This is a genomic window from Rhodobacter sp. P2_H5, from assembly GCF_056403335.1.
In genome coordinates, this window is the sequence record NZ_JBFUFS010000020.1 from 1 (window position 1) to 21,275 (window position 21,275).

Sequence of the window (21,275 nt, forward strand, 5' to 3'; positions counted from 1 at the left end):
GCCCAAGGGCAAGATCACGGTCTCCTACGCGTCCGAAGGCCGGGATTGGACGCTCAAGATCGCGGATGACGGCATTGGGATGCCAACCGGCCATGCCGCACCGAAAGCCGGCCTGGGCACCGGCATTGTCGAGGCGCTGACCAAGAACATTCAGGGCAAACTCGAAGTCACGGACGCAAAACCAGGCACCGCCGTCACCATCAGGCACCGGGGGCAAGTTGTTGTCCCGACTGCCGCATAGGTCTCATGTGCATCCGGATCGTTTCACCCCTAGGGTTCACAAAAATCCCGTTTCAGATATTCAGAGAACCTGATGAAAAACGGTATAGCGATCGTGCTGGTGGTTGACGACAACGCACTCATACGGATGGGTGCTGTCGATCTTGTGCATTCGGCAGGCTACATCGCGCTGGAGGCCCAAGGGGCCGATGAGGCCATCCAGATCCTGGAATCGCGCGACGACATTGATCTGGTGTTCACCGATGTTCAGATGCCGGGGACGATGGACGGTATAAAACTGGCGCACTACATCCGCAACCGATGGCCGCCCGTGAAGTTGATCGTCGCATCCGGGCAGGCCATCCTGGAAGAGAGCAGCCTTCCGACAGGCAGCCACTACTTCGCCAAACCCTACTCCGATCACGCAATAGTCGACGCGATGGCGCGCTTGCTGGCGGTGGATAGTGCCGCTTGAGACGCTCGCATGTTTTGGATGCGGATCTTCGGTGAGCGCTTGACGGCTACGTCGTTGCAGAGCGAGTTCCAAAAATCCCCTGAAGCCTTACCTAACAAATTGATTTATAATATATTATTTTAGCCTTTTGGATTTCACGCCTCGCTCTCGCGTGCCGTCGGTGGAGCGTCCTGATTGAACTTGGGTCAGCTCTAATGTACAACTCAAGCGCGAACAATCCACAGGGTTTGCACCTTTCGTGAACAGGCACTATCTCAATCTCATGGAAACCTTCATCGTCGAATCTATGCAACCCAAAGTGAACGCCGCAGGCGGAGTGGGAACCGGGCGCTGGCTGGCACGAGCCTTTGACCTTGGTGACCTTGCCATCTATCTGATCGGCCTTAACATCCAGGTCCTCGAAGTGGGCCCGCATTTGGACGAGCGCGCAAAAGAACTCGGAATCTGGGACGGCGGCGTGGTGCAGATATGATTGACCCATGTAAATGCCCCCGCGACACCAACCGACTCACCGGGTTTATCGTGAGCGCGGCCGCCACAGGCGAGCGAACTGAATGACGGAAAGACCAGAGCCGTAGTTTGATCTGTTTGACCGGCACGATGGCTTGAGAGAAAGCGCCACATTCAGGATCCCACATCACAAATGCGCATTAGCGTTAGATGCATATCCCGAAGAAAGTCCCGAACTCTGTTCTGGGTTCGGTCTACCCCTTGATCTCGTTCAGCCCGCTTGATCGATGATCCTCTGGCAACTAGTCCGGCATCTCAATCCATCGCTTAATCAGCCAGTCTGAGCGCAGTTGCCGGACGCTCCCTCCGCTAAGCTTTGGGGAATGCGCGAATCGTGATAGTTTCAGTTCCTGATGAAACTCGGGAGGTCCAAATGTCCCGTCTCATGGTCCGTTGCCCTACAACAAGCGGTGTGTCGTTTACCGGCCTCATCATGGACGAAGCGAGCTTTTCGAACTGCGGCTTCGTCATGGACCGAGAGGCGCATGTCTGTCCGTTCTGCTCCGAAGTGCATAGCTACGAGAGCGCCTATTTTTTCCTAGAAGATCCGACGGACGAAAAGGACGTGGCAGCTGCGTAGGTCACCATCGCTAGATCCGGCGCAGGAACACCCCGAGTGGCGATCGACTCGCAGGTGACGCTGAAGGTGCTTCTGCGGTGGGCCCTCGATGAAGCTGGCTCGAACCGTGCCGAGCTGGCCCGCCGCCTCGGAGTGGATCGGCCGACGGTGGACCGCCTGTTTGATCCGCACCACGGCACCCGCGTGGACCAATACGAGGCTGCATTCCGGGCGCTGGGAAAGGCAGTTTCGATAGAGGTTGTCGAGGCTGCTTGAACTCCGATTGAACCGCGCCGGGTTTGCTGGAGGCTGATTGATCTAAGTTACGCGACCATGGCTTCAGTTTCCAGAGCTGCGTAGTAGTTYGCTTCGGCYTCWGCYGGCGGGATGTTYCCGATGGGYTCGAGGAGKCGGCGGTTGTTGAACCAGTCGACCCATTCGAGGGTTGCGTATTCGACGGCCTCGAAGCTGCGCCATGGGCCGCGACGATGGATGACTTCGGCTTTGAAAAGTCCGTTGACCGTCTCGGCCAGCGCGTTGTCATAGCTGTCGCCGACGCTGCCCACGGAAGGTTCGATGCCTGCCTCGGCCAGGCGTTCGGTGTATTTGATCGACAGATATTGCGATCCGCGGTCCGAATGATGGACCAGGCCCATGCCTTTGACCGGTCGGCGTTCATGGACCGCCTGCTCAAGTGCATCGAGCACGAACCCGGCATGAGGGGAGGTGCTGACACGCCAACCGACGATCTTGCGGGCATAGGCGTCAATGACGAAGGCCACATAGGCGAACCCTTTCCAGGTTGCGACATAGGTGAAGTCTGAAACCCAAAGCATGTTCGGCGCGGGCACGCGAAACTGGCGGTTCACGCGGTCCAGCGGGCATGGCAGCTTCTTGTCAGGGATCGTTGTCTTATGCGGCTTGCCCCGGATAATGCCCTAAATATTCATGGCCTTCATCAGCCTGGCCACGGTGCAACGTGCAACGTCGAAGCCTTCCCGTCGCAGCTGCCTCCAGACCTTGCGCGCGCCGTAGACCTGCCAGTTGGCGTCGAAAACGCGCTGGATCTCGGGCCGAAGCGTCTCGTCGCGCCTGGCACGATCCGACTGCCGCGCCGGGTCGGCACGTTTGGCCAGGTGGTCATAATAGGTGGCAGGGGCAATCGGCAGCATCTCGCAGATCGGTTCGACCCCATGCGCATCCCGATGGTCATCGATGAACTGGACCATCACTTCGACCGGCGGTCGAACTCCGCCATCGCAAAATACGCGCTCGCCTTGCGGAGGATCTCGTTGGCTTGGCGCAGTTCACGGTTCTCGCGTTCCAACGCCTTCAGCCGCTCGGCCATCTCGCTGGAGACGCCCGCCCGCTTGCCGCTATCGACCTCGGCCTTCTTCACCCACTCGTTCAGGGTATGCCCCGAACAGCCAATCTTCGCCGAAATCGACATGATCGCCTGCCAACGCGATCCGTGCTGACCTTCGTTGTCGAGGACCAGCCGCACCGCGCGTTCGCGCACTTCCGGGGAAAACTTGTTCGTTGTCTTGCTCATGATGCTCCATCCTACTCAGGAGTTGGAGCCTCCAGCAAACCCGGCGCGGTTCACTCGTGGCGCAAGCCGAGCGCGAAGACATCACGCGGCGGACCAAGGAGGCCCTGGCCTTCACCAAGGCGCGCGGTGTCAAGCTTGGCAATCCGAATCTCACGCTGACGTTCGTCAAGGCGCGCGGGCACACTACGATCCAGACGCCGAATGCATGGCCGCACCCAGCCAGTTGTCGAAGATCACCAAACACGTTGTCACGCGGGAGTCATCCATACACGGTCCGAGGGCCTTGGCAGAAACGATCAACGGTCTTTCAAAGTCAGAGCTCCTTCGCAGGTGCGGGCAATGACGGAACTTTGAAGCCATCGAACCTCCGACGCCTGAACGTGTTGACTGGATCAAAAAAAAGCCGCCCTGCCGAGCCAATCGGGAACAGTTCACCCACGGAAGTCGATGCCAACTTCTGCGGATTGGCTACGGGCCTATGGGATTCAAAAGCATCCCTGTGGCGTCCTGTACAATGATGGCACCCTGATCCAGGAGTCCGACCTTCTGACCTTCATCGAAGATCGCCACACCGGCCTGCCGGATTTTCTGGATCAAAGCAATCAATTCGGGCGATGTTCCGACCTTGAGGTGGCCTGTCATCTCGTTGGCATTGACATCGGTCAGATCAATTACGGCGACATCCAGCCCACCGAGTTCTTCTCGCGAGCGTACGCTTCCGACCCTGCGGCTCTCGCCCCTGAGTTTTGCCGACAGACCAAGTGCCCGATCATCATCCGAAACGAGCAAGTAGATCGGCACTCCGGCCGCCAGCACGGGCACCGCCTGCTTGCGGAAGACGTCGATCTGCAGGTCGGCTGAAATCAGGACGACCGCGCCAATCTTGTCCAGTGTGGCGCGATCATTGGACAAGGCCATCGTCCGCAGAGTCTCCATGACGAGGAAGGTCCCCATGGAATGCGCAACCAGGTTATAGCTGCGAAGTCTGGTGCGACTCATGAGGCGCAGCGTTTCGGCTAGGGCATCGCGCGAGAAAAGGGCGTTCTCGCGGTCCGCGATATAGGCCATCAGATGCGCCTCGGAGGGCCAGGAGAACATCACATGCACGCCGGGGGCCTGCAGGTCGTGGTTCAGTTGCGCCGTCTTCATCAGGCCTTCGGCAAAGTTCGTGTTGAAGCCATGCACAATAAGCGCGCCGGTACGCGCCTTTTGCGGCAGCGCGGCCGCCGCGCGGTTCACGGCGCCGACAAAGCCCCTTGGCCCGTCCAGCTTTTCCGCCTCTGTCACCAGGAAATCCCGGTGCGGATCGGGCTTTTCGCCCGGATAGCTGACCGTTCCGAGCTTGCGATCCGTCGGGATCGAGACGCTGAATTCGGCAAAATGGGTTGTGAAGTCGCGCCCGGAGGAGAAGAACTCCGGCGCGGCGACGGGCTTGCGCGAGGTGGCGACGATCACCTTCTGGATGACAGTATCGGTGGCGGCAGAGGGGGGCACGACGCCGACCACGCCACGCTGGCCGCAGCCCGCCAGCGTTGCCGCCCCGATGTATCCCAGGCATGCACGGCGGCTGATCGAGGGGGGGAAGAGGGGGGAACTCATGGCGATATCCTCAGATGGACAGGTTTGGGGTTGCAGGATCGGAATCGGGTGCCGCAAGCGCCGCCGCACCCCCCAGGACAAGCGTGGATGACAGGGGCACCCCGTCGCTGACGGCCACGCGGACTTCGCGCCGGGCGAAGGCGATGCCCGCCGCGGCAAAATCCAGCTGCACCCGACGGTAGATTTCCCGCTGGATCAGGAACTGCTGGGACAGTTCAGGGCGGAACATGAACTTGCCCCGCACCACGATGCCAACGTCATTGACCTGGCTCACACCCTTGAACTTGAAGGGCAGGATGAAGGCAGGCGCGAAGGCCGGGTTGGCCATCAGATCCTGGCCGATCCGCTTGAAGATCTTGCGCACCTTCTCGATATCCGTGTCGAAGGGCACCGTGAAGACCTGCTTCATCGTCCCCCAGTCGCGGCTCATGTTGGTGATGGCGCTGACATTGCTGTAGGGGATGCAGTTCAGCGCCCCATCGGACTGTCGCAGGTGCAGCGAGCGGATCGACAGGCTTTCGACCGTGCCTTCGATGCCACCGGTCTTGACATATTCATTGGCGCGGAAGGCATCCTCGATCAGGAAGAAGACGCCGGAGACGACATCGGCCACCAGTTTCTGCGCGCCGAACCCGAGCGCAATTCCGGCGACACCGGCGCCCGCCATCAGGGGCGTCACATTCACGCCCATCACGTCCAGCGTCATCAGCACCGTGATGACCAGCACGGCAACCTGGGCCACAAAGCCAAGGGGCGGCAGGATCGTCGCCAGCCGGGATGCCGCGCTCGGCTGATAGCCGTCATCGACCTCCTCGGGGGAAAGCGGGCCGGGCGCAAACCCCGTCTCGGTCAACAGGCGGCGGTTGATCAGAAGCCGGATCAGCTCCCACAGCACATAGCCCGAAAGCAGGATCAGAAGCGCCATGACGCTGCGCTGCGCAAGAACCTCGCCGATACCGGCCGAAGCGACGCGGTAGACCGAAATCTCCCACAGCCAGGCTGTCACCAGGACGACGGCGCCGAAGAAGACCACTCGGGCGACCCGCACGCCGCTGGAATAGACTGCCTCCTTTGCCGCATCGGCCAGAGCGCCGCTGCCCTGCGCGCCACGCAATGCCGCAAGGACCCCGGTTCTGATCAGCCCGTCGAACATGGGCGTGGCCAGAAGCAGGCAAAGGCCGATGAGGTGGCGCCCCGTCTGCATGCCCTGCGGCGCACCCGCTGCCATGGCGACGGTCGAGGCAAGCCAAGTCCACAGGATCGCGATCAGCGCCAGGGCGGGATAGGCCCGTTCAAACAGCGTCCGCGGCTGACCCGCCATTCCGTTGCCCGCCGTGCCATTCCCCATGGTGTCGCGCAGCACCGGACGCGAGCTCCAGACCATCGCAGCCAGAAGCAGGAAGACGACCGTGTTGACCCAGAAGCCGGCGCCTTGCGTCTGCACCTCGCGACCCGTCTCGACGGCGATGCGCCACAGCGTTTCCGCGATGCCGGCAAGGACTGCGGCAAGGAATATCCCTGTGGGGAACAGGCGTGCCGACCTTGACCCCAAGGGCTGCGACCGGTTGAGCACGCGCGCCATCTCCAGCCCAAGCCGCGGAACGCAGACCAGCCAGACGAGGACCGTCAGCACCACGCGCGTCTCGCGCGGTGGCAGCAGGAAGGCGGCCACGGCAGCCGACACCGCCAGGGCAACGACCGCGCCGATGATCTCGTGCGACAGATGGCGAAGCGGCGCGACCAGGGCCGCGACGGCGGAAGGAACCGCGACCGCGCCGACCCCCGGCAGGGCGGGAAGCGTGACCTCGGGCACGACCTTGCTGGCCAGAGCCCAGTCGGCCAGATGCCCGAAGATCAGGGCGATCAGCAGCGCCGTGGCCAGCCAAGCGCTGCCTCTGCCCCCCAATCCGGCAAGGTAATCATGGCAGGCAACCACGGCCGCCTTCGCATGCAGCGGGCTTTCCTGCACCGCCGTGACAAGTTCGGCTGCGATGGCGCTGAGCTGCTGAGACAGACCGTCCACCGAACCCGCCGGGGGGGCAGCGCTTTGCGCCGCGGTGGCCCGCGCGCCGAGTTCGCTCAGCAGGAGGTCGCGTACCTCCTGATCGGTCAGCCGCGACACCATCGCATCAACTGCTGCGGGCGACCGGAGCTCGGCGCTCGTCGGGCGGTCGCCGTCCTGCGCAAGGGTGGCGACCGGAAGAAGCAGGAACAGGCAGGACCAGAGGGCTGCGATGATCCGTCCGAGTGGTAACTTCTGCAGCAACAGCATTTCCTTTCGCGCGCCCCCATCCACGCCGGTGACCCTGGCGTCCCGACCTTTCGCGTCTCTTGCTTTTCAACGGTAAATGAACGGGTGCCGGCAGGCCCTTCAGAACCTCACCGACATGCCGATCACCGGACCGCGCATCGTCACGTCGTAGGTGAAACCGCTCTGCTTGTAGTCCACCGCCAGCACGCGGTAGCCGGCGTAGAAGGCAAACTTGTCGTTCTTCTGAAAGTTGACCGTACCCTGCAATTGCCAGGTCAGATCCGAGCCGGCGCCCGACCCGCCCACATCCCCCGCCAGCGTGACGCTCCACGGCCCGCTGATCTTCGCGTTCATCCGCGCGCCGATGACCGGGTCGATCCAGCTTTCGGTGTGGGAAAAGCCGATGGATGCCGGCGAGCCGGGCGCCACCGTCCCCGCGTTGTCGACATTCCAGTAGCGCAGGCCAAGGCCAAGATCGACATTGACCTGCGCGCTTTCATGAACCCGGTAATAGACGTTGCCCTGCACGGTCAGGCTCTTCTGGTCCAGCCCGGCCGAGACCGGCAGCGGGCCGGGCACGGTGCCGCTGGGCGTGACATGGGAATACATGATGTCCCCCATGTAACCCCAGCGCCCGTTGCGCACTTCGACCGCGCTCATGAACCCGAAGTCGAGGTCGTCAAGCACGTCGCGGAAGCTTAGGTTGATATTGGCCGGGGGCAGTCCGGGCGTCGTGGACGCCCGGCCTTTCAGCCCGCTCGCAAAGAGATACCCCGACAGGATCACCTCCTTGCCGCTGCCCGCCGTCGGACCCTCGGCCCTTGCGGCGCCGGCCGAGGCCAGCGCGACGAGCAGGGCACCGGCGATGACCCGCGACCGGGTGGGTTTTTCGTTCTGTCGCATCGGTAATTCTCCTTTTTCGGGCAGGGGTTCAGTCGGCAATCGCCAGCGGCTGCGACAGGGTCGCCCCCAGTGCGGTCGCAAAGAACAGGGGCGGCGCCATCGAGCGGGCCAGATCGATCACACGGTCTTGCAACTCGGCGACCTTGTCGGGATGCGCCGCCGAAAGGTCCTTCTGCTCGGACGGATCGGTGGCGAGGTCGAAGAGTTCCACCTTGGGCGGCAGGGTTGCGGTCCAGACCAGTTTCCAGTTGCCCTCGCGCAGGGCGCCGGTCCCGGGGTCGATGTTGTAGACCATGTCCTTGCGCGGCGAGGCCTTTCCGGCTTCGAAGGCCTTCCAGACATCCTTGCCGTCCAGCGCCTTGGACTTGCCGGTGTCCGCCCCGGCCAGGGCCGCGAAGGTGGGCAGGATGTCGACGACATGCATGACGCCTTCGGATTGGCCCGGCACAAGATGGCCCGGCCAGTTGGCCAGGGCCACCACGCGGGTGCCGCCCTCGTAGACGCTGCCCTTGCCGTCGCGCAGCGGATCGTTGCGCGGCGGCAGATCGCCGCCCACGGCGCCTTCGCCGACGAACATCTTCGACCGCGTGCCGCCATTGTCGCTGTGGAACACGATCAGCGTGTCTTCGCGGATGCCCTTGGCCTCCAGCGCCGCCACGACCTGACCGATCTGGTCATCCATGGCCGATACCATGCCGGCATAGGTGCGACGGTTCGGGTCGGCCATGTCGGGATAGCGGTCCAAATAGGCCTGCGGCGCCTGATAGGGCGTATGCGGTGCGGTGAAGGCGAGATAAAGGAACAGGGGCGTCGCGGGGTCATGCGCCTGGATCTGGGCCACGGCATCGGCACCGAAAAGTTCGGTGTCATAGCCCTCTTCCACGACCAGTTCGTTGTCGCGATACCAGTCGGTGACGCCATGCGCCTCGTGCTTGAAATGGTCGATTTCGCCAACCAGCGCGCCGTAGAAATAGTCGAACCCGCGCTGCCGCGGCCAGAAGGCGCGGTCGGCATGGCCAAGGTGCCACTTGCCGATCATGCGGGTGGCATAACCCGCCTGCTTCAGGACTTGCGGCAGGATGAATTCATCCTGGGCCAGGCCATAGCGCCCGCCCGAGGGGATGACGCCGACCTGCAGGCCATAGCGCAGCGGATAGCGCCCGGTCATCAGCGCGGCCCGGGTGGGCGTGCACAGCGGCTGCGTGTAGAAATGCTGCAGCACCACGCCCCCGGACGCCAGCTTGTCGATGTTGGGGGTCAGGATGTCCGAGCCGCGAAAGCCCACATCGGCAAAGCCAAGGTCATCGGCCAGGATATAGACGATGTGCGGGCGCTTGCTGTCCTTGGCCTCTGCCCGGCTGGCCAGCACGGACAGGCCGGCGATGGCAGCCAGAAACCCTGCCGAACCGGCGAGGATGTCGCGTCGCGTCGGCCGCGGCGTATCGTCCTGCGCGGCCGGAATGTCGATGTCTTTCATGATTGCCTCTCTGTTGTCATTGATCCCGCAGCACACAGCGAAAACCGATGTGGCTGGAGGAGGTGTCGATGGATTGAGACTGCCGCGCTGCGGGACGGTAGCGGCGGCAGTAACTCGGGGCGCAAAGGTGCGATCCCCCCTTGAGAACCTTGAGTTCGGCCGTCCCCGCCCTTGCGACAGCGGTGCAGCAGGCCGAAGGCCGTGGCTCGGCATGGCTGGCACGATAGTGGCTATTCGTCCACTCCCAGACATTGCCGATCATGTCGTAAAGGCCATAGCCGTTGACGGGAAAGGCACCGACAGGCGAGGTGCCGGCATATCCATCTTCCGCGGTGTTCTCGACCGGGAAACGGCCCTGCCAGGTGTTGGCCATGTGCTTGCCGCCGGGCACGAGTTCGTCGCCCCAGGCGAATTCGGCGCGGTCAAGCCCGCCGCGCGCCGCAAATTCCCATTCCGCCTCGGTCGGCAGGTCCTTTCCGGCCCAGGTGGCATAGGCCAGGGCGTCCTCGAAGGCGATATGGACGACGGGATGATCGTCCAGCCCTTCCAGGCTGCTGCCCGGGCCCTGCGGGCAGCGCCAGGAAGCGCCCGGCACATAGCTCCACCACGCCAGCCCGTCCTCGGGGTCTGCCGCGGCATCGGGCTTGTCGAAGACTAGCGACCCCGGCACCAGAAGGTCGGGGTCCGCGTCTGGAAAGTCCTCCGCGCGCGGTTGACGCTCGGCCAGTGTGACATAGCGCGTCACGGCGACAAAGCGGGCGAATTCGACGTTGGTGACCGGCGTCCGGTCGATCCAGAACGCCTCGACGCTGCGCGTGTGGACCGGGGCCTCTTCGGGGTAATGCTCTTCCGATCCCATGTGAAAAATACCGCTTTCGATGCGGACCATGACGGTTCCGGCGACAAGTCGTGTTTCGGCCGGTTCCCTTCGTATTGTCTTCAGCGCCATGACATCCTGCCCGATTTTTCCAGTTTCCACCGCACAGCACCGCCCACACCTTTCCCAGGCCCCGCCACCGCAAAGCGGGGCGAGGTTTGGGGGAACATCAATCTTTTCAGATTGTTACAAGGACACTCTCACATAGTGTCTGTACCAATATTAGGAGTAGGACGCCGTCGTCTCAATTGCCATTTCGCGCCAGAACGTCGGCAACCCGCACGGCCCGAGCTTCACGGGCAAGCGAAGCCATACTCCCGCTCGCGGCGGAAATCGGTAGGTGTGGTGCCATGCCAGCGCCGGAATGCCCGGATGAAATGCGATGCATCGGTATAGCCAAGGCGTGCCGCGATCTGCGCCGTTCCCCCCTCCGGGCCGCTCAACAGGGCGAGTGCCTGCCTGTTCCGCCACTGGTCGACGATGTCCTCGAACGAGGTGCCGATGGCCGCAAGCCGTCGCTGGAGACTGCGCGGCGAAAGCCCAAGCGTCTGCGCTGTGTCGCGCAGTGTCATCTTGCCCATCAGAACGGCCACCTCGAACATCCGCGGAAGGCACTGAAGAAGCTGTTCGTCGGTCAGATCGACCTCGACCGGCACGGCACTCACTCTAGCGTGATCAACTTCGGGCCCGTCGTGACGGTTCAGTGCATTGCGGCAATCCAGCAGTTTCGCATCAAACCGAATGATCAGATCGGGACCTGGAAGGAACGAGACTGCGCAGCGCAAAGCGGCTTCGTAGGTGGATAACGGAGCGATCGGCCGGTGCGGTAGGATCACATGGATGCGTGCGCAGGGGTCGCCGGACAGGGCCCGAATGCACTTGACGGAGAAGGCGGCTATGCCTTCGTTCAGAAACCGCGCCTCGCCGGGGTCGCTGCAATGCATGTGATGGGTCCATTGAAATCGGGGACCGAAATTCGCCATCGCAATAGAGGCGCCCCGTTGTAGCGCGGGCATGTGCCGCCTCTGGAGCGCAAGGGCCTCGCGCAGAGTTCGGCCCACAAACAACGTCCGACCAAACGTCCCAAGCATTTCCGGATCTGTCGAATCCGCCATCAAGAAGCCAATCGTCGGGTTACCACTCTTGCGCGCCAACCCCTGCATGATCGCATGGATTTGACTGCGGCGGACCACCTTGTCCCTTTCCCGGAACGCATCCGCCTCAAGCCCACCCAGTGCCAGAACTCTCGGCAAAGACACACCCATCGCATCTGCCACGGCTGGCAGCGTGTGAATCAAGGAAAGACTGACGCTGTTTCTGTCGTACATTGAATGCGGGTCTCACCGTGTTCTACGTCGCGCGGCTAAACCTTCGATCGGTGACAGACCAAAATCAAATATAAAATGGCCAAAGTTAGAACAGGCTGCTGAAGAAGTGCGGATGCTGTCCCGGGCTTTCTCGACCCCCGGCGGATGGCCGAGAAGGCCCTGACGGCGGTGATCTAGGAGGCCCATGTTCAAGGCATCTCGACACGCCCGGTAGTGGAGAAGGTTCGACCCCAGTCGCGTTCCCTCCGCCACTTGCACATCGCAAACTCGAGATGAGGTCCCTGACGGGGCCTTTTTTCTTTTTGTTTCAAAGGGGTTTAGCGAAGCCATCCGACTTTCGGAGACTCGCGTTTTGGTCGAAGTCGGTCTCTGAACGCCCCGCGTCTCTTTCCACTCGCCCTTCACCAAAATCGAGACGGATTCAAAAGGTGACTGTTTTTCAGCCACTTGGCAGAAGCGGATTGCGCCGGGGTTGAGGCGCGTTCGACCGCTGTCGATGCGAACGGAGACACCCGAAGGCGGCGTGGTTGTGCGGGGCGGTGCGAAGTCTTTGATGACAAAAGAGTTTCGACCTCATAGCCTGGCGCAATGTCGAACGGGACCTGGACGGATGCAGAGAACGACCTGATCGTCGCGGATTACTTCGCGATGCTGGCCGACGATATCGCCGGACGGCCCTACAACAAGGCCGAGCACAATCGGGATCTTCAGGCCCGCATCGACCGCAATCGCAGTTCCATCGAGTTCAAGCACCAGAACATCAGCGCGGTGCTCAAGGGGCTCGGCGAGGACTGGATCCCGGGCTACAAGCCCGCCTTCAACTTCCAGATGACGCTGGAAGACACCGTGGCACGTTGGCTGGCGCTGAATCCGGCATGGCTCGGCCGCCAAGCTGGCGTGCGACCCGCAGGTGGTCTGCGAGAGGCCGCGCAGATATGGATCGGGCCGCCGCCTACCATGTCGAACCAGCCTCCACCGCTGGAGCTGGAGCAGATGCTGCACATCGCCCGCAAATTCGATGTCGCGGCGAGAGACGAGCGAAACCGCGCCCTCGGACGTGCCGGTGAGGAGCGCGTCTTGGCGCATGAGCGTGCAACCCTGAAATCAGAGGGCCGCGACGACCTTGCGCGCAAGGTCCGGTGGGTGTCGGAGGAGGACGGCGATGGTGCCGGCTACGATATTGCCAGCTTCGCGCCGGACGGTCGTCCGCGCCTGATCGAGGTGAAGACGACGAATGGCTGGGAACGCACCCCCTTCCACATAAGCCGCAACGAGCTGGCCGTGGCCGAGGAGCGGCGTTCGGAATGGTCCCTGTTCCGGCTCTGGAATTTCGTGCGCGAGCCGAAAGCGTTCGAGCTGCGCCCGCCGCTGGACGCGCATGTCTCGCTGACCGCGACCTCCTTTCAGGCGAGTTTTCACTAGGGTCAGGACTCGTTCTTGGATGATAGCCAGAACATGACGATGGTGGCGAGAGCGACGGCGGAGAGGAAGACGCTGGGGGATCGGTCGTAGCGGGTCGCGACCTTGCGCCAGCGCTTCAGGCGGCCGAACATGATCTCGATCCGGTTGCGGCGCCGATAGCAGCGCTTGTCGTGCTTGACGGGTTTGCTCCGCGACTTCCGCCCAGGGATGCAGGGCCTTATCCCCTTGTCTTTCAACGCATCCCTGAACCAGTCGGCATCGTAGCCTCGGTCGGCCAGCCGCCACTCCGCCTTCGGCAAGCTGCCGAGGAGTGCGCCGGCTCCAGTGTAGTCACTGACCTGGCCTGCGGTCATGAAGAAACGGATCGGTCGGCGTTGGCGACGGCATGCAGTTTGGTGTTCATGCCGCCCTCGGTTCGGCCGATCAATCGGCCCTTCTGGTCGCCGGGTCCCCCTTTTTCGACCGCAGGCTGGTCGCCGTGCGGTGCGCCTTGAGGTAAGTCGCGTCGATCATCACCGTCTTCGGAACAGCGGCCTCCGCGGCCAACCCATCCATCATCCGGGCGAAGATGCCTTTGTCGCTCCACCGCTTCCAGCGCTTGTAGAGGGTCTTCGCCGGACCATACTCCCTCGGTGCATCGCGCTAACGCAAACCATTGCGATTGATGAATATTATCCCGCTTAGAACTCGCCGGTCATCGACGCGGGGTTTGCCATGGCTTTTGGGGAAGAAGGGCTCCAGACGAGCCATCCGCGCGTCCGTCAGCCAGAAAAGGTTGCTCATCGTCCAGTCACCTTGAGGAGGCTGAATCACGCCGCGGTCGCAAGATCAATGAGTCCTGACCCTAGTCGTTTCGCTGGCGCGGACCTTCGGTTCCCCTGGCAGCCTCGGTCAGGATCAGCTTGTCGAGCGTCAAATCCGACACCGCACGCCGCAGAAGCTGGTTCTCAACTTCCAGTTCCTTCAGTCGTTTCAGCTGATCGCGGTTCATGCCGCCATACTCTTTGCGCCAGCGGTAAAAGATCTGCACGGTGACGCCGATCTGACGAACCGCCTCCTGCACCGACTTGCCTTGCCCTTGCAGCACCTCAACCTGCCGCAGCTTCAGCACAATATCTTCCGGCTTCTCTTGCTTTCCAGCCATCTTCGTGCCTCCAAAAAATGGGATCACACTATCCCAGTTGGCGGACCACTTCAGTGGGGGCACTCCAGCTCAGCAGGCCAGCGCGCCCAACATTCCCATCGGGTTATACTGAATGTTCTGCGGAAAGGCCGATGCCCCCATCACGAAGACTTCGTGCTGCCCCCATGCCTGCAAATAGCGGTTCAGGGACGCGGTTTTGGTGCTCTTTTCAGTCGCAGATCGCTTCATCGTCCCGTCTGGCCGTGGGAGCGACCTTTACCCGAAACCTGACGCGCGTTCGGGGCTACGATCGATTGGCGCACCAGATTCTAAAGCGGGCTGTCCTCCCTCAAGTCGCTTCCGTTTCTGCTCGACCTGCGTAAGTGCGGCTTCGAGCGTAGTGAAGGAGTTGACAGAAATGTCATGGCCGCTCGTGGATTTCCCGAGAGTTCTCAGAACATCACTGGATGCGGCTGACACCACGGTCGTGACATTGCAGAAGGCGCAAGCCTTGAGGAAGTCGGCAAGGATGAGTGCTGCCGAAGTGTCTAGTCCGCTAACGCGGGAAAGGTCCAGTTGGATGATATCGGGTAGCCCCTGATCCGTGTGCAGATAGTCCCTTTCGAGATTCAGCAGCCGATTGCATATGCCAAAGAACAGGTAGCCTTGAAGTGCTACGACCGTTACCTGAGGCGCCATGTCGATGCTGGGCACCGCCTTGAGCCCGCCTTTCCGCAGCACGGGGGAAGACAGCGCGGCGGTCTGCTCTTTGTGAAGAACGTCCACTCGTGCCAGGTCCCGGGCAAACAGCAAAACCGCGGCGACGAGTCCGAGCGCAATGGCGTGAAGAAACCCCAAGGTCAGCGCCGTGGCGACCACCCCGAGGAAGAGGAACTGATCGGTCCTCTTGAGGCTGTTGCGCGCGATCCTGCCCGAGGCAACCAGCATGTCGAGCCCGAGATACCCGACGATCGTCGCGAAAAGTCCCTTCGGAATTGCCGCCAGGATGTCCACTCCGAGCACACCCACCATCACGCAGGCGATTGCGGCCGCGAGAGGCGCAATCCCGGCACCCAGATGGACCCGCAGCCCGAGAAACGTGGTACTGATGGCAGGAAACCCGACCAGACCGCCGAGTGGCGCGCTGGCCAGATTGGCAAGTCCGATGGCCTGCAGGTCCTTGTCCGCATCGCTCTTGTGGCCGGTGATCTGACGAAGGCCGCTCAGGTTCAACAGCCCTCCGACGACTGTCAGGCCGGCAACCGCGGCCAATAACGGAACCTCGCGGGCGATCATCGACCAGTCCGCCTTCAGATAAAGCCCGAGCGCGAAACTCGGTCCAAAGCTCCCGTTCGGGGAGATTAGATTCGAATCCACCATGTAGGGCGCGTCCGCCACGAGGCCCGCAGCGCGCAGCACGTGATACCCAGCGAGCGTGGCCGAAATCGAAACCGGGAGCAGAAGCGGAGAGCGAAGGGCGTGTCCGAGCAGATAGACGGCACCGCTCACCAGAAGCCAGGGCGCCCATGCTGCGAGGGAGTGGGACTCGAACGCCACAGGAAGATCCCAGATCGACAGAGACCGCTCGGTCGCGATGGCAATGGCACCAAGCAGGAGCGCCGCGCCCGTTGCGGCGAGGAAGCCCAGGATAAYGGGTTGCGGGACAACGTGGACCAGATGGCTCAGTCGAGCCCGCCCGATGCCGATTGCAGCAAGTCCGGCAAGAAAGCCCGTCACCGCCACCATCGTCAGCACCGTGGCGACGATCTCGGTGTTGGTCGCGTCCGGCATTCCAGCGGCGATCTTGGCGGCCGCTACGGAGAGGAGGGCCGCCGTGACATCCTGAGGATGCATGACCGTTCCCTTGAATGAGAAGGCCAGGGCCCCGACCACCGCCATGACTGCCGCCGCAATGAGCGCTCCCCCGACCCATTGCCCGACATGGCCGGCCAGTGGCCCGCTGAAAACGATCGCGAAGAACGAGATCGTGTAGACGACGGTTGTCAAACCGACGAGCGCGCCGCCCAGGGTCGCGACAAGCCATTTCAAGTAGGAAACTCCTGCTTCGGGAATGTCAGGGCAGGGGACGGTCGGACGATTTGCAATTTCTGACGCCTCTCCCCATCGAGCGATGCATTACCTGGTCCCTCGAACCAGTGACCGACCGCGACGGGAACCGGGCAAGTCGCAGAAGCCAGGTGGCCGATGTCGTATCGGCATCCAGCAGGTCTCGCCGCAGGCGCCCGCTTCACCAGACCATCGAGCATCGATACAATCGTTCTGCTGCGGGCCTCCACCGCCAGCACCTCTTAGGATCGGCGCTGCGACGGTTGTCGCGGCCGCGTCCGGGGCCGGCGTCGCGACGCGTCAGTGGCCTTGATCAAGGCATCGAGATCGGCGCGCGACAGTCCGACGTCGTCCAGCATCCGGTCTTCGACCGTTGCCAACTTCTCTAGCGGCAGGAGTCTTGCGGTGCCGCGCGACGTCTCCGCCCGCCCGCCTAACAACCGCATCAAGACATCGAACGCCCACTCGGCCGCAAGAACTGTGCGTGACTTCGCTCGGGCGTCGATCTCCACCCCTGACATTGCAATTCTCCCCCACGTGATCATAGTCTTGCTGACTTACGTGAAGTAAGACTGGTGCAGGACAGGTCGTCCAAGCGTCTGTAAAACGTCAACGGCGCGTCTATTCGTCGGAGTTCAGAAGAAAAAGAGATCGTTCTGGGTTTCGGGTCGGTGTCTGATTGCAAGGGAGGTCGTCATGGACGCGAGAGGCCCGCCGGGCTTCCAATTGAAGGTCCTTGGCGGCTTCGAGTTGCGCCGGGCCGAAGAACAAATCCATTTTTCCTCGCGCAAGGCTACCTGCCTGCTGGCCTATCTTGCCTGTACCGCACCGAGGCTACAGCCCCGCGAAAGGTTGGCGACCCTGCTTTGGAGCTCCGGCGACGACGCTAGGGCCCGACACAATCTGCGTCAGGCCATTTCCGAGCTGCGGCGGTTGCTTGGGCACGAGGCTATCGTGACTGACGGCAAGACGGTCGGGCTTCGGTCGGGCGTTTTGGATTGCGACGCCGCACGACTGGGCCAAGCGTTCGGCGAGGCGGGTGTAGTCACCGTTTCCGACGCCGCAGAGCTTTACGACGGACCACTGCTGGACGAAATCCACGTCGAAGAGCCTGCCTGGAACGACTGGCTTCTCGCCGAGCGGGAGCGCCTTTCGGACCTGGCAGTCGGCGCGATCGTCGCGCAGGCCGAACAGGAGTTTGCAATTGGCCATTTTTCCAAGGCAATCGCCTTGGCGCAACGCGCAGTCACGCTGAACAGATTCCGCGAAGACGCCCATCGCGTCGTGTTCAGGGCGCTTGCCGCGACCGGACGAAAGGCGGAGGCGATCAGACGGTTCCACGACCTCACCGCGTATCTTGCCGTGGAGCTTGGAGCCGAACCGGATGGCGAGACCCGACGTCTCGCCGCCTCGCTGCTCGAGACGGATGGCGCCAGGACGCCGCATGTCTTGCAGGCGCACGGCGAGACCGAAACGCGAGGCGAAGCCGGTCGGCCAATGTCGCCGCCGCGGGAAACCGGCCAGCCAGGTCAGGATATTTCCCGGCGCAGACATATTACGATCCTGGTCTGCGGATTGACAGGTCGGGAAGGCCGGACAACCGGGCCCGACCCGGAAGACACCGATGCGGTCCTCCGACCGTTCGTGACCCTAGCGAGCGAACTTGGTGCCTCCTTTGGGGGACATGTTCGCTCGACACCTGACGGAACGGTGCAGATGATCTTCGGCTACCCAGCCGCGCGCGAGGACGATTCTGCCCAGGCCGTCCGTGCCGGCATCGCTCTTGTTCATGCCGCCGCCCACCTCGAGTCTCTGAAATCGGCAGGACTTGCGGCGCGGGTCGGGATTGCGACCGGCCCGTCTGTGATCGGATCGGTGACCACGCCCGGCGGCCATAACGAAACACTGGTTTCGGGGGATATTCTGGCCACCGCATACGATGTGCTGGCGGTGGCTGACGCGGGCGCCGTTGTGGCATCCGAAGCGACATGCAAGCTTCTGCGGAATGTGTTCGGCCTTCGGCTGATTGCGACCGGCACTGACGCGAAGAAGGTCTGGCGTGTCACAAGCCTTCATGACGACGCCGGACACGGCGCGGCGCGGCGGCGGGACGCTCCGGCTCGGCGGGTCGGGCGGCATGAAGAGTTCGAGACGCTCTGCCGCTGCCTCGAAAAGTCGAAGGCGGGCAGCGGGCGCGTCGTCCTGCTCGTGGGCGAGCCCGGCATCGGAAAATCTCGCCTGGTGGACGACGTTCTCGATACGCCGTCGGCAGAGGGCATCGAAATCGTGCGCTACGCCTGTTCCGAACACGACCGGAACCGACCGCTACACCCTTTCATCAACCGGCTTGAATGGCGTGAGGAAATGCTTGCCGCGCGCAGCCCGGAGGAGCGGCGCGACCATGTCGAGGCCCTCGTCCGCGAAGCATCCAGCAAACCGGAGCGCGACGTCGCCCTGATTTGCGATCTGTTGGAACTTCCGGTTGGAGATCATTATCCCGAGCTTCGCGTCAGCCCGGCACAGAAGCGCGAGATGCTCACAACCGCCTACATCGATTGGGTTGCGGGTCAGGCGGCCAAAGCTCCTCTGGTGATACACTTCGAGGATATTCACTGGATCGACCCTAGTTCGCAGGACCTGCTGGCCCGCGTGATCGAACGAGTGACGGATTGGCCGGTCCTGCTGGTGGCGACGATGCGGCCCGACCGCCAGCCGAGCTGGATCAACCAGCCACATGTCACCATGTTGCACCTCAACCGGATCGGTCGTGCCCACAGCGCCGAACTCGTCGGCATGGTCGCAGGGGAAATGCGCCTGCCCGAAACGGTCGTACAGCTGATCGTCGAGCGCGCCGAAGGCGTTCCGCTGTGCATCAATGAACTGACGCGGCATGTCTTGGAGAGCGGATCGTCAGAGACCGATGCGACGGTCTCGCCGCACTTCGCCGCGAAGACGATGCCCGTCTCGCTGCAATCCACTCTGGTCGCGCGCCTCGATCGCTCTTCAGCCTTCCGAGAGGTCGCGCTGGCCGCCTCGGCAATCGGTCGGAGCTTCTCCTTCCACCTGATCGCCGCAACTGTGGACATGTTGGACGGGTCACTGCGCGAGACGCTTGGTCACATGACAAACGCCGGTCTCATCGTTCAGACCGGCACGCCGCCGGACTCCAAGTACGCCTTCGCACATGCTCTCATGCATGATGCTGCTTATAGCATGTTGCTGAGGCGCCAGCGCCAGGCGCTGCATTCCAAAATTGCTGACAGCCTGATCGGACCGCTTTCGGCAACACCGGATAGCCTGCCGGCCACGATCGCGCGCCACCTTTCAGAAGCTGGAAGGGACGCAGAGGCAGTGGACCATTACGTCATCGCCGCTCAAATGGCCCGGCGGCGTTGGGCCAATCGGGAGGCGGCGGAACTGCTCGACGCGGCAATCGCCGCGCTCGAAGCGCTGCCTGACACTCCGGAAAAGCTGCGCCAGGCGATAGACTTGCGTTTTGAGATCAAGAACGCGCTGACGCCGCTGGCGGATTTCGATCGGATCGTCGAAAGGCTCATCGAGGCGCGGCACCTGATCGAAAGGCTCGGCGACAAGAGGCGTCTCTGTCAGTTCCTCGTGCACATGAACCAGTCTCTGGGTTTGTGCGGACGTCCGTCCGAGGCGATCGCTTACGGCCGTGACGCCGAAGCGCTTGCCGGACATCTCGGGGACGATCAGCTTCTGACCGAGGCGAAAGTCTTTCTAGGTACGGCGCAGTACATGGTCGCGGACTATTTCGGGGCGAAGGCGTCGTTCCTCGATGTCCTGGACCTCGTCTCGAAGGCTCCGCCTGACAGGCATTACTTGCTCGCCAGCTTCCCGGACATCACGGCAGGTGCGTTTCTCGCGAAGACCCTCGCGACTCTTGGGGATTTTGAAGATGGCCGACGCCACGGTGTGAAGGCTGTCACGCGCGCAGCGGCCATGGGGCAGCCCTACAGCCAAAGCATCGCGCAATGGTGCCTGGGCGACCTGCATCTGGCGTGGGGAGACATTGCCGCGGCCATCGGTCAATTCGAGTCAGGTCTTGCGCTGGCGCGGGAATGGGACCTGCCCACTATGGTCGCAGGTCATACCGGATCACTCGGACATGCGCTTGTCCTCAGCGGAGACGTCGACGCAGGACTGCCCATGCTCCAGCAGGCCCTGTCCGCTTTCGAGGACATGCGGCACCATATGGGCTTGTCGCTTTTCCTTGTCCCCTTGGCGGCGGCCAGCGTGTTCGCAGGCAACGTCGTCCAGGCCCGTGCGCTTGCCGAGCGGTCGCTGGAATTGGCGCGAGAGAACGGGCACCACAGTGGTGAGGCGGGTGCGAGATACGTCCTGGCCGCGGCCGATGCTCGGGATGGACAGCCCGCGCGCGCGTTGGCCCACTACAAGGAAGCTCTAGAGCTCGCGATGGAGCGGGGGATGCGGCCGCTCTGCGCCCGTTGTCATCTTGGCCTCGGCGAGGCCTATCGGGAACTCGGTGATGAGAGCAGGGCGCGCCATTCTTTCGGTCTCGCGGCAGCGCTGCATCGCGAGTTGGGCATGGCCAGCGCACCCCACGAGGTAGTGGCTGCACACTTGTAACAAGCGGTGGGTGTCCACCCGCTTCAACTCCCGATCCATCCGCTGCCCGGTAGCGGACGGTCCGAGGAAACCGGCTGGGCCGCAATATTGGATGCCGATCAAGCCCCATGGGGGTCAAGCTTGCACGCCGGAACAAACAGGGGCTTCTCCAGTGATGCGCGTTAGACCACTTCAAACCCAATAACGTTCACCAATTCCAATAGGTTAGGTCCCGGAGAAGGTTCGACCACAGACCCTTCCCCTCCGCCACTTGCCCCCTGACAACCATTCTCCGCTGGCAGGACTGGCCGGATTTTGTCGTT

At 62.5% G+C, this 21,275-nt stretch carries 17 protein-coding genes, 2 pseudogenes and 1 other annotated feature; of the genes and pseudogenes, 7 read left to right on the plus strand and 12 right to left on the minus strand.

Features of this window, described 5'->3' with window-relative positions:
• The 5 genes from AC1DVR_RS19790 to AC1DVR_RS19810 all read left to right on the plus strand — a co-directional run.
• The coding region (locus tag AC1DVR_RS19790; RefSeq protein WP_478002332.1) for an ATP-binding protein at window positions 1-241 on the plus strand (241 nt) is incomplete at its 5' end.
• 72 nt (window positions 242-313) lie between these two features.
• Window positions 314-694 carry a response regulator gene (locus tag AC1DVR_RS19795; RefSeq protein ID WP_478002333.1) on the plus strand — a complete coding sequence of 127 codons (381 nt, stop codon included), beginning with the start codon at window positions 314-316 and terminating at the stop codon, window positions 692-694.
• A gap of 262 nt (window positions 695-956) precedes the next feature.
• A complete protein-coding gene (locus tag AC1DVR_RS19800) occupies window positions 957-1,166 on the plus strand; it encodes a hypothetical protein (protein ID WP_478002334.1) in 210 nt (69 codons plus the stop codon).
• 411 nt (window positions 1,167-1,577) lie between these two features.
• Window positions 1,578-1,784, plus strand: a complete 207-nt coding sequence (locus AC1DVR_RS19805) for a hypothetical protein (protein ID WP_478002335.1) — start codon at window positions 1,578-1,580, stop codon at window positions 1,782-1,784.
• Between the two features lie 36 nt (window positions 1,785-1,820).
• Window positions 1,821-2,039 (plus strand): helix-turn-helix domain-containing protein, encoded by a 219-nt coding sequence (locus tag AC1DVR_RS19810; protein WP_478002336.1) that lies wholly within the window; start codon window positions 1,821-1,823, stop codon window positions 2,037-2,039.
• Window positions 2,040-2,086: 47 nt separating this feature from the next.
• Here the strand turns inward: AC1DVR_RS19810 and AC1DVR_RS19815 are convergent.
• The 7 genes and pseudogenes from AC1DVR_RS19815 to AC1DVR_RS19845 form a co-directional block, all read right to left on the minus strand.
• Window positions 2,087-3,315 (minus strand): annotated as a pseudogene (locus tag AC1DVR_RS19815) (IS3 family transposase).
• Window positions 2,918-3,034 (minus strand) — a sequence feature (AL1L pseudoknot). (Overlaps the previous pseudogene by 117 nt.)
• Window positions 3,316-3,783: 468 nt before the next feature.
• Window positions 3,784-4,914 (minus strand): alpha/beta hydrolase, encoded by a 1,131-nt coding sequence (locus AC1DVR_RS19820; protein WP_478002337.1) that lies wholly within the window; start codon window positions 4,912-4,914, stop codon window positions 3,784-3,786.
• Between the two features lie 10 nt (window positions 4,915-4,924).
• Window positions 4,925-7,180: a mechanosensitive ion channel family protein gene (locus tag AC1DVR_RS19825; protein WP_478002338.1), complete on the minus strand. Its 2,256-nt coding sequence runs from the start codon at window positions 7,178-7,180 to the stop codon at window positions 4,925-4,927.
• A 105-nt stretch (window positions 7,181-7,285) separates the two neighbouring features.
• On the minus strand, window positions 7,286-8,068 hold the full coding sequence (locus tag AC1DVR_RS19830) for a porin family protein (protein WP_478002339.1): 783 nt from the start codon (window positions 8,066-8,068) through the stop codon (window positions 7,286-7,288).
• 28 nt (window positions 8,069-8,096) lie between these two features.
• Window positions 8,097-9,545, minus strand: a complete 1,449-nt coding sequence (locus AC1DVR_RS19835) for an arylsulfatase B (RefSeq protein ID WP_478002340.1) — start codon at window positions 9,543-9,545, stop codon at window positions 8,097-8,099.
• Between the two features lie 16 nt (window positions 9,546-9,561).
• Entirely contained in the window at window positions 9,562-10,524 is a 963-nt protein-coding gene (locus tag AC1DVR_RS19840) for a formylglycine-generating enzyme family protein (protein ID WP_478002341.1), read from the minus strand.
• Between the two features lie 191 nt (window positions 10,525-10,715).
• A complete protein-coding gene (locus tag AC1DVR_RS19845; protein WP_478002342.1) occupies window positions 10,716-11,750 on the minus strand; it encodes a helix-turn-helix domain-containing protein in 1,035 nt (344 codons plus the stop codon).
• 588 nt (window positions 11,751-12,338) lie between these two features.
• On the opposite strand from AC1DVR_RS19845, the gene AC1DVR_RS19850 reads away from it, so the two are divergent.
• Window positions 12,339-13,172: a protein NO VEIN domain-containing protein gene (locus tag AC1DVR_RS19850; RefSeq protein WP_478002343.1), complete on the plus strand. Its 834-nt coding sequence runs from the start codon at window positions 12,339-12,341 to the stop codon at window positions 13,170-13,172.
• A gap of 2 nt (window positions 13,173-13,174) precedes the next feature.
• Here the strand turns inward: AC1DVR_RS19850 and AC1DVR_RS19855 are convergent, their stop codons facing one another.
• The 5 genes and pseudogenes from AC1DVR_RS19855 to AC1DVR_RS19875 form a co-directional block, all read right to left on the minus strand.
• On the minus strand, window positions 13,175-13,600 hold the full coding sequence (locus tag AC1DVR_RS19855) for an IS5 family transposase (RefSeq protein ID WP_478002380.1): 426 nt from the start codon (window positions 13,598-13,600) through the stop codon (window positions 13,175-13,177).
• Between the two features lie 446 nt (window positions 13,601-14,046).
• Window positions 14,047-14,316, minus strand: a pseudogene (locus tag AC1DVR_RS19860) (transposase); the annotation flags it as partial.
• A gap of 69 nt (window positions 14,317-14,385) precedes the next feature.
• Complete coding sequence (locus AC1DVR_RS19865; protein WP_478002344.1) at window positions 14,386-14,544, minus strand: GMC oxidoreductase; 159 nt, start codon at window positions 14,542-14,544, stop codon at window positions 14,386-14,388.
• Window positions 14,545-14,571: 27 nt separating this feature from the next.
• The gene (locus tag AC1DVR_RS19870) at window positions 14,572-16,344 is read right to left on the minus strand and encodes a SulP family inorganic anion transporter (RefSeq protein WP_478002345.1); all 1,773 of its coding nucleotides are present in this window, start codon (window positions 16,342-16,344) and stop codon (window positions 14,572-14,574) included.
• A gap of 260 nt (window positions 16,345-16,604) precedes the next feature.
• Window positions 16,605-16,883, minus strand: coding sequence for a hypothetical protein (locus AC1DVR_RS19875; RefSeq protein WP_478002346.1), 279 nt, complete (start codon window positions 16,881-16,883; stop codon window positions 16,605-16,607).
• Window positions 16,884-17,058: 175 nt separating this feature from the next.
• Here AC1DVR_RS19875 and AC1DVR_RS19880 point away from each other — a divergent pair, with 175 nt between their 5' ends.
• Entirely contained in the window at window positions 17,059-20,973 is a 3,915-nt protein-coding gene (locus tag AC1DVR_RS19880; RefSeq protein WP_478002347.1) for a BTAD domain-containing putative transcriptional regulator, read from the plus strand.
• Window positions 20,974-21,275: the final 302 nt, after the last annotated feature.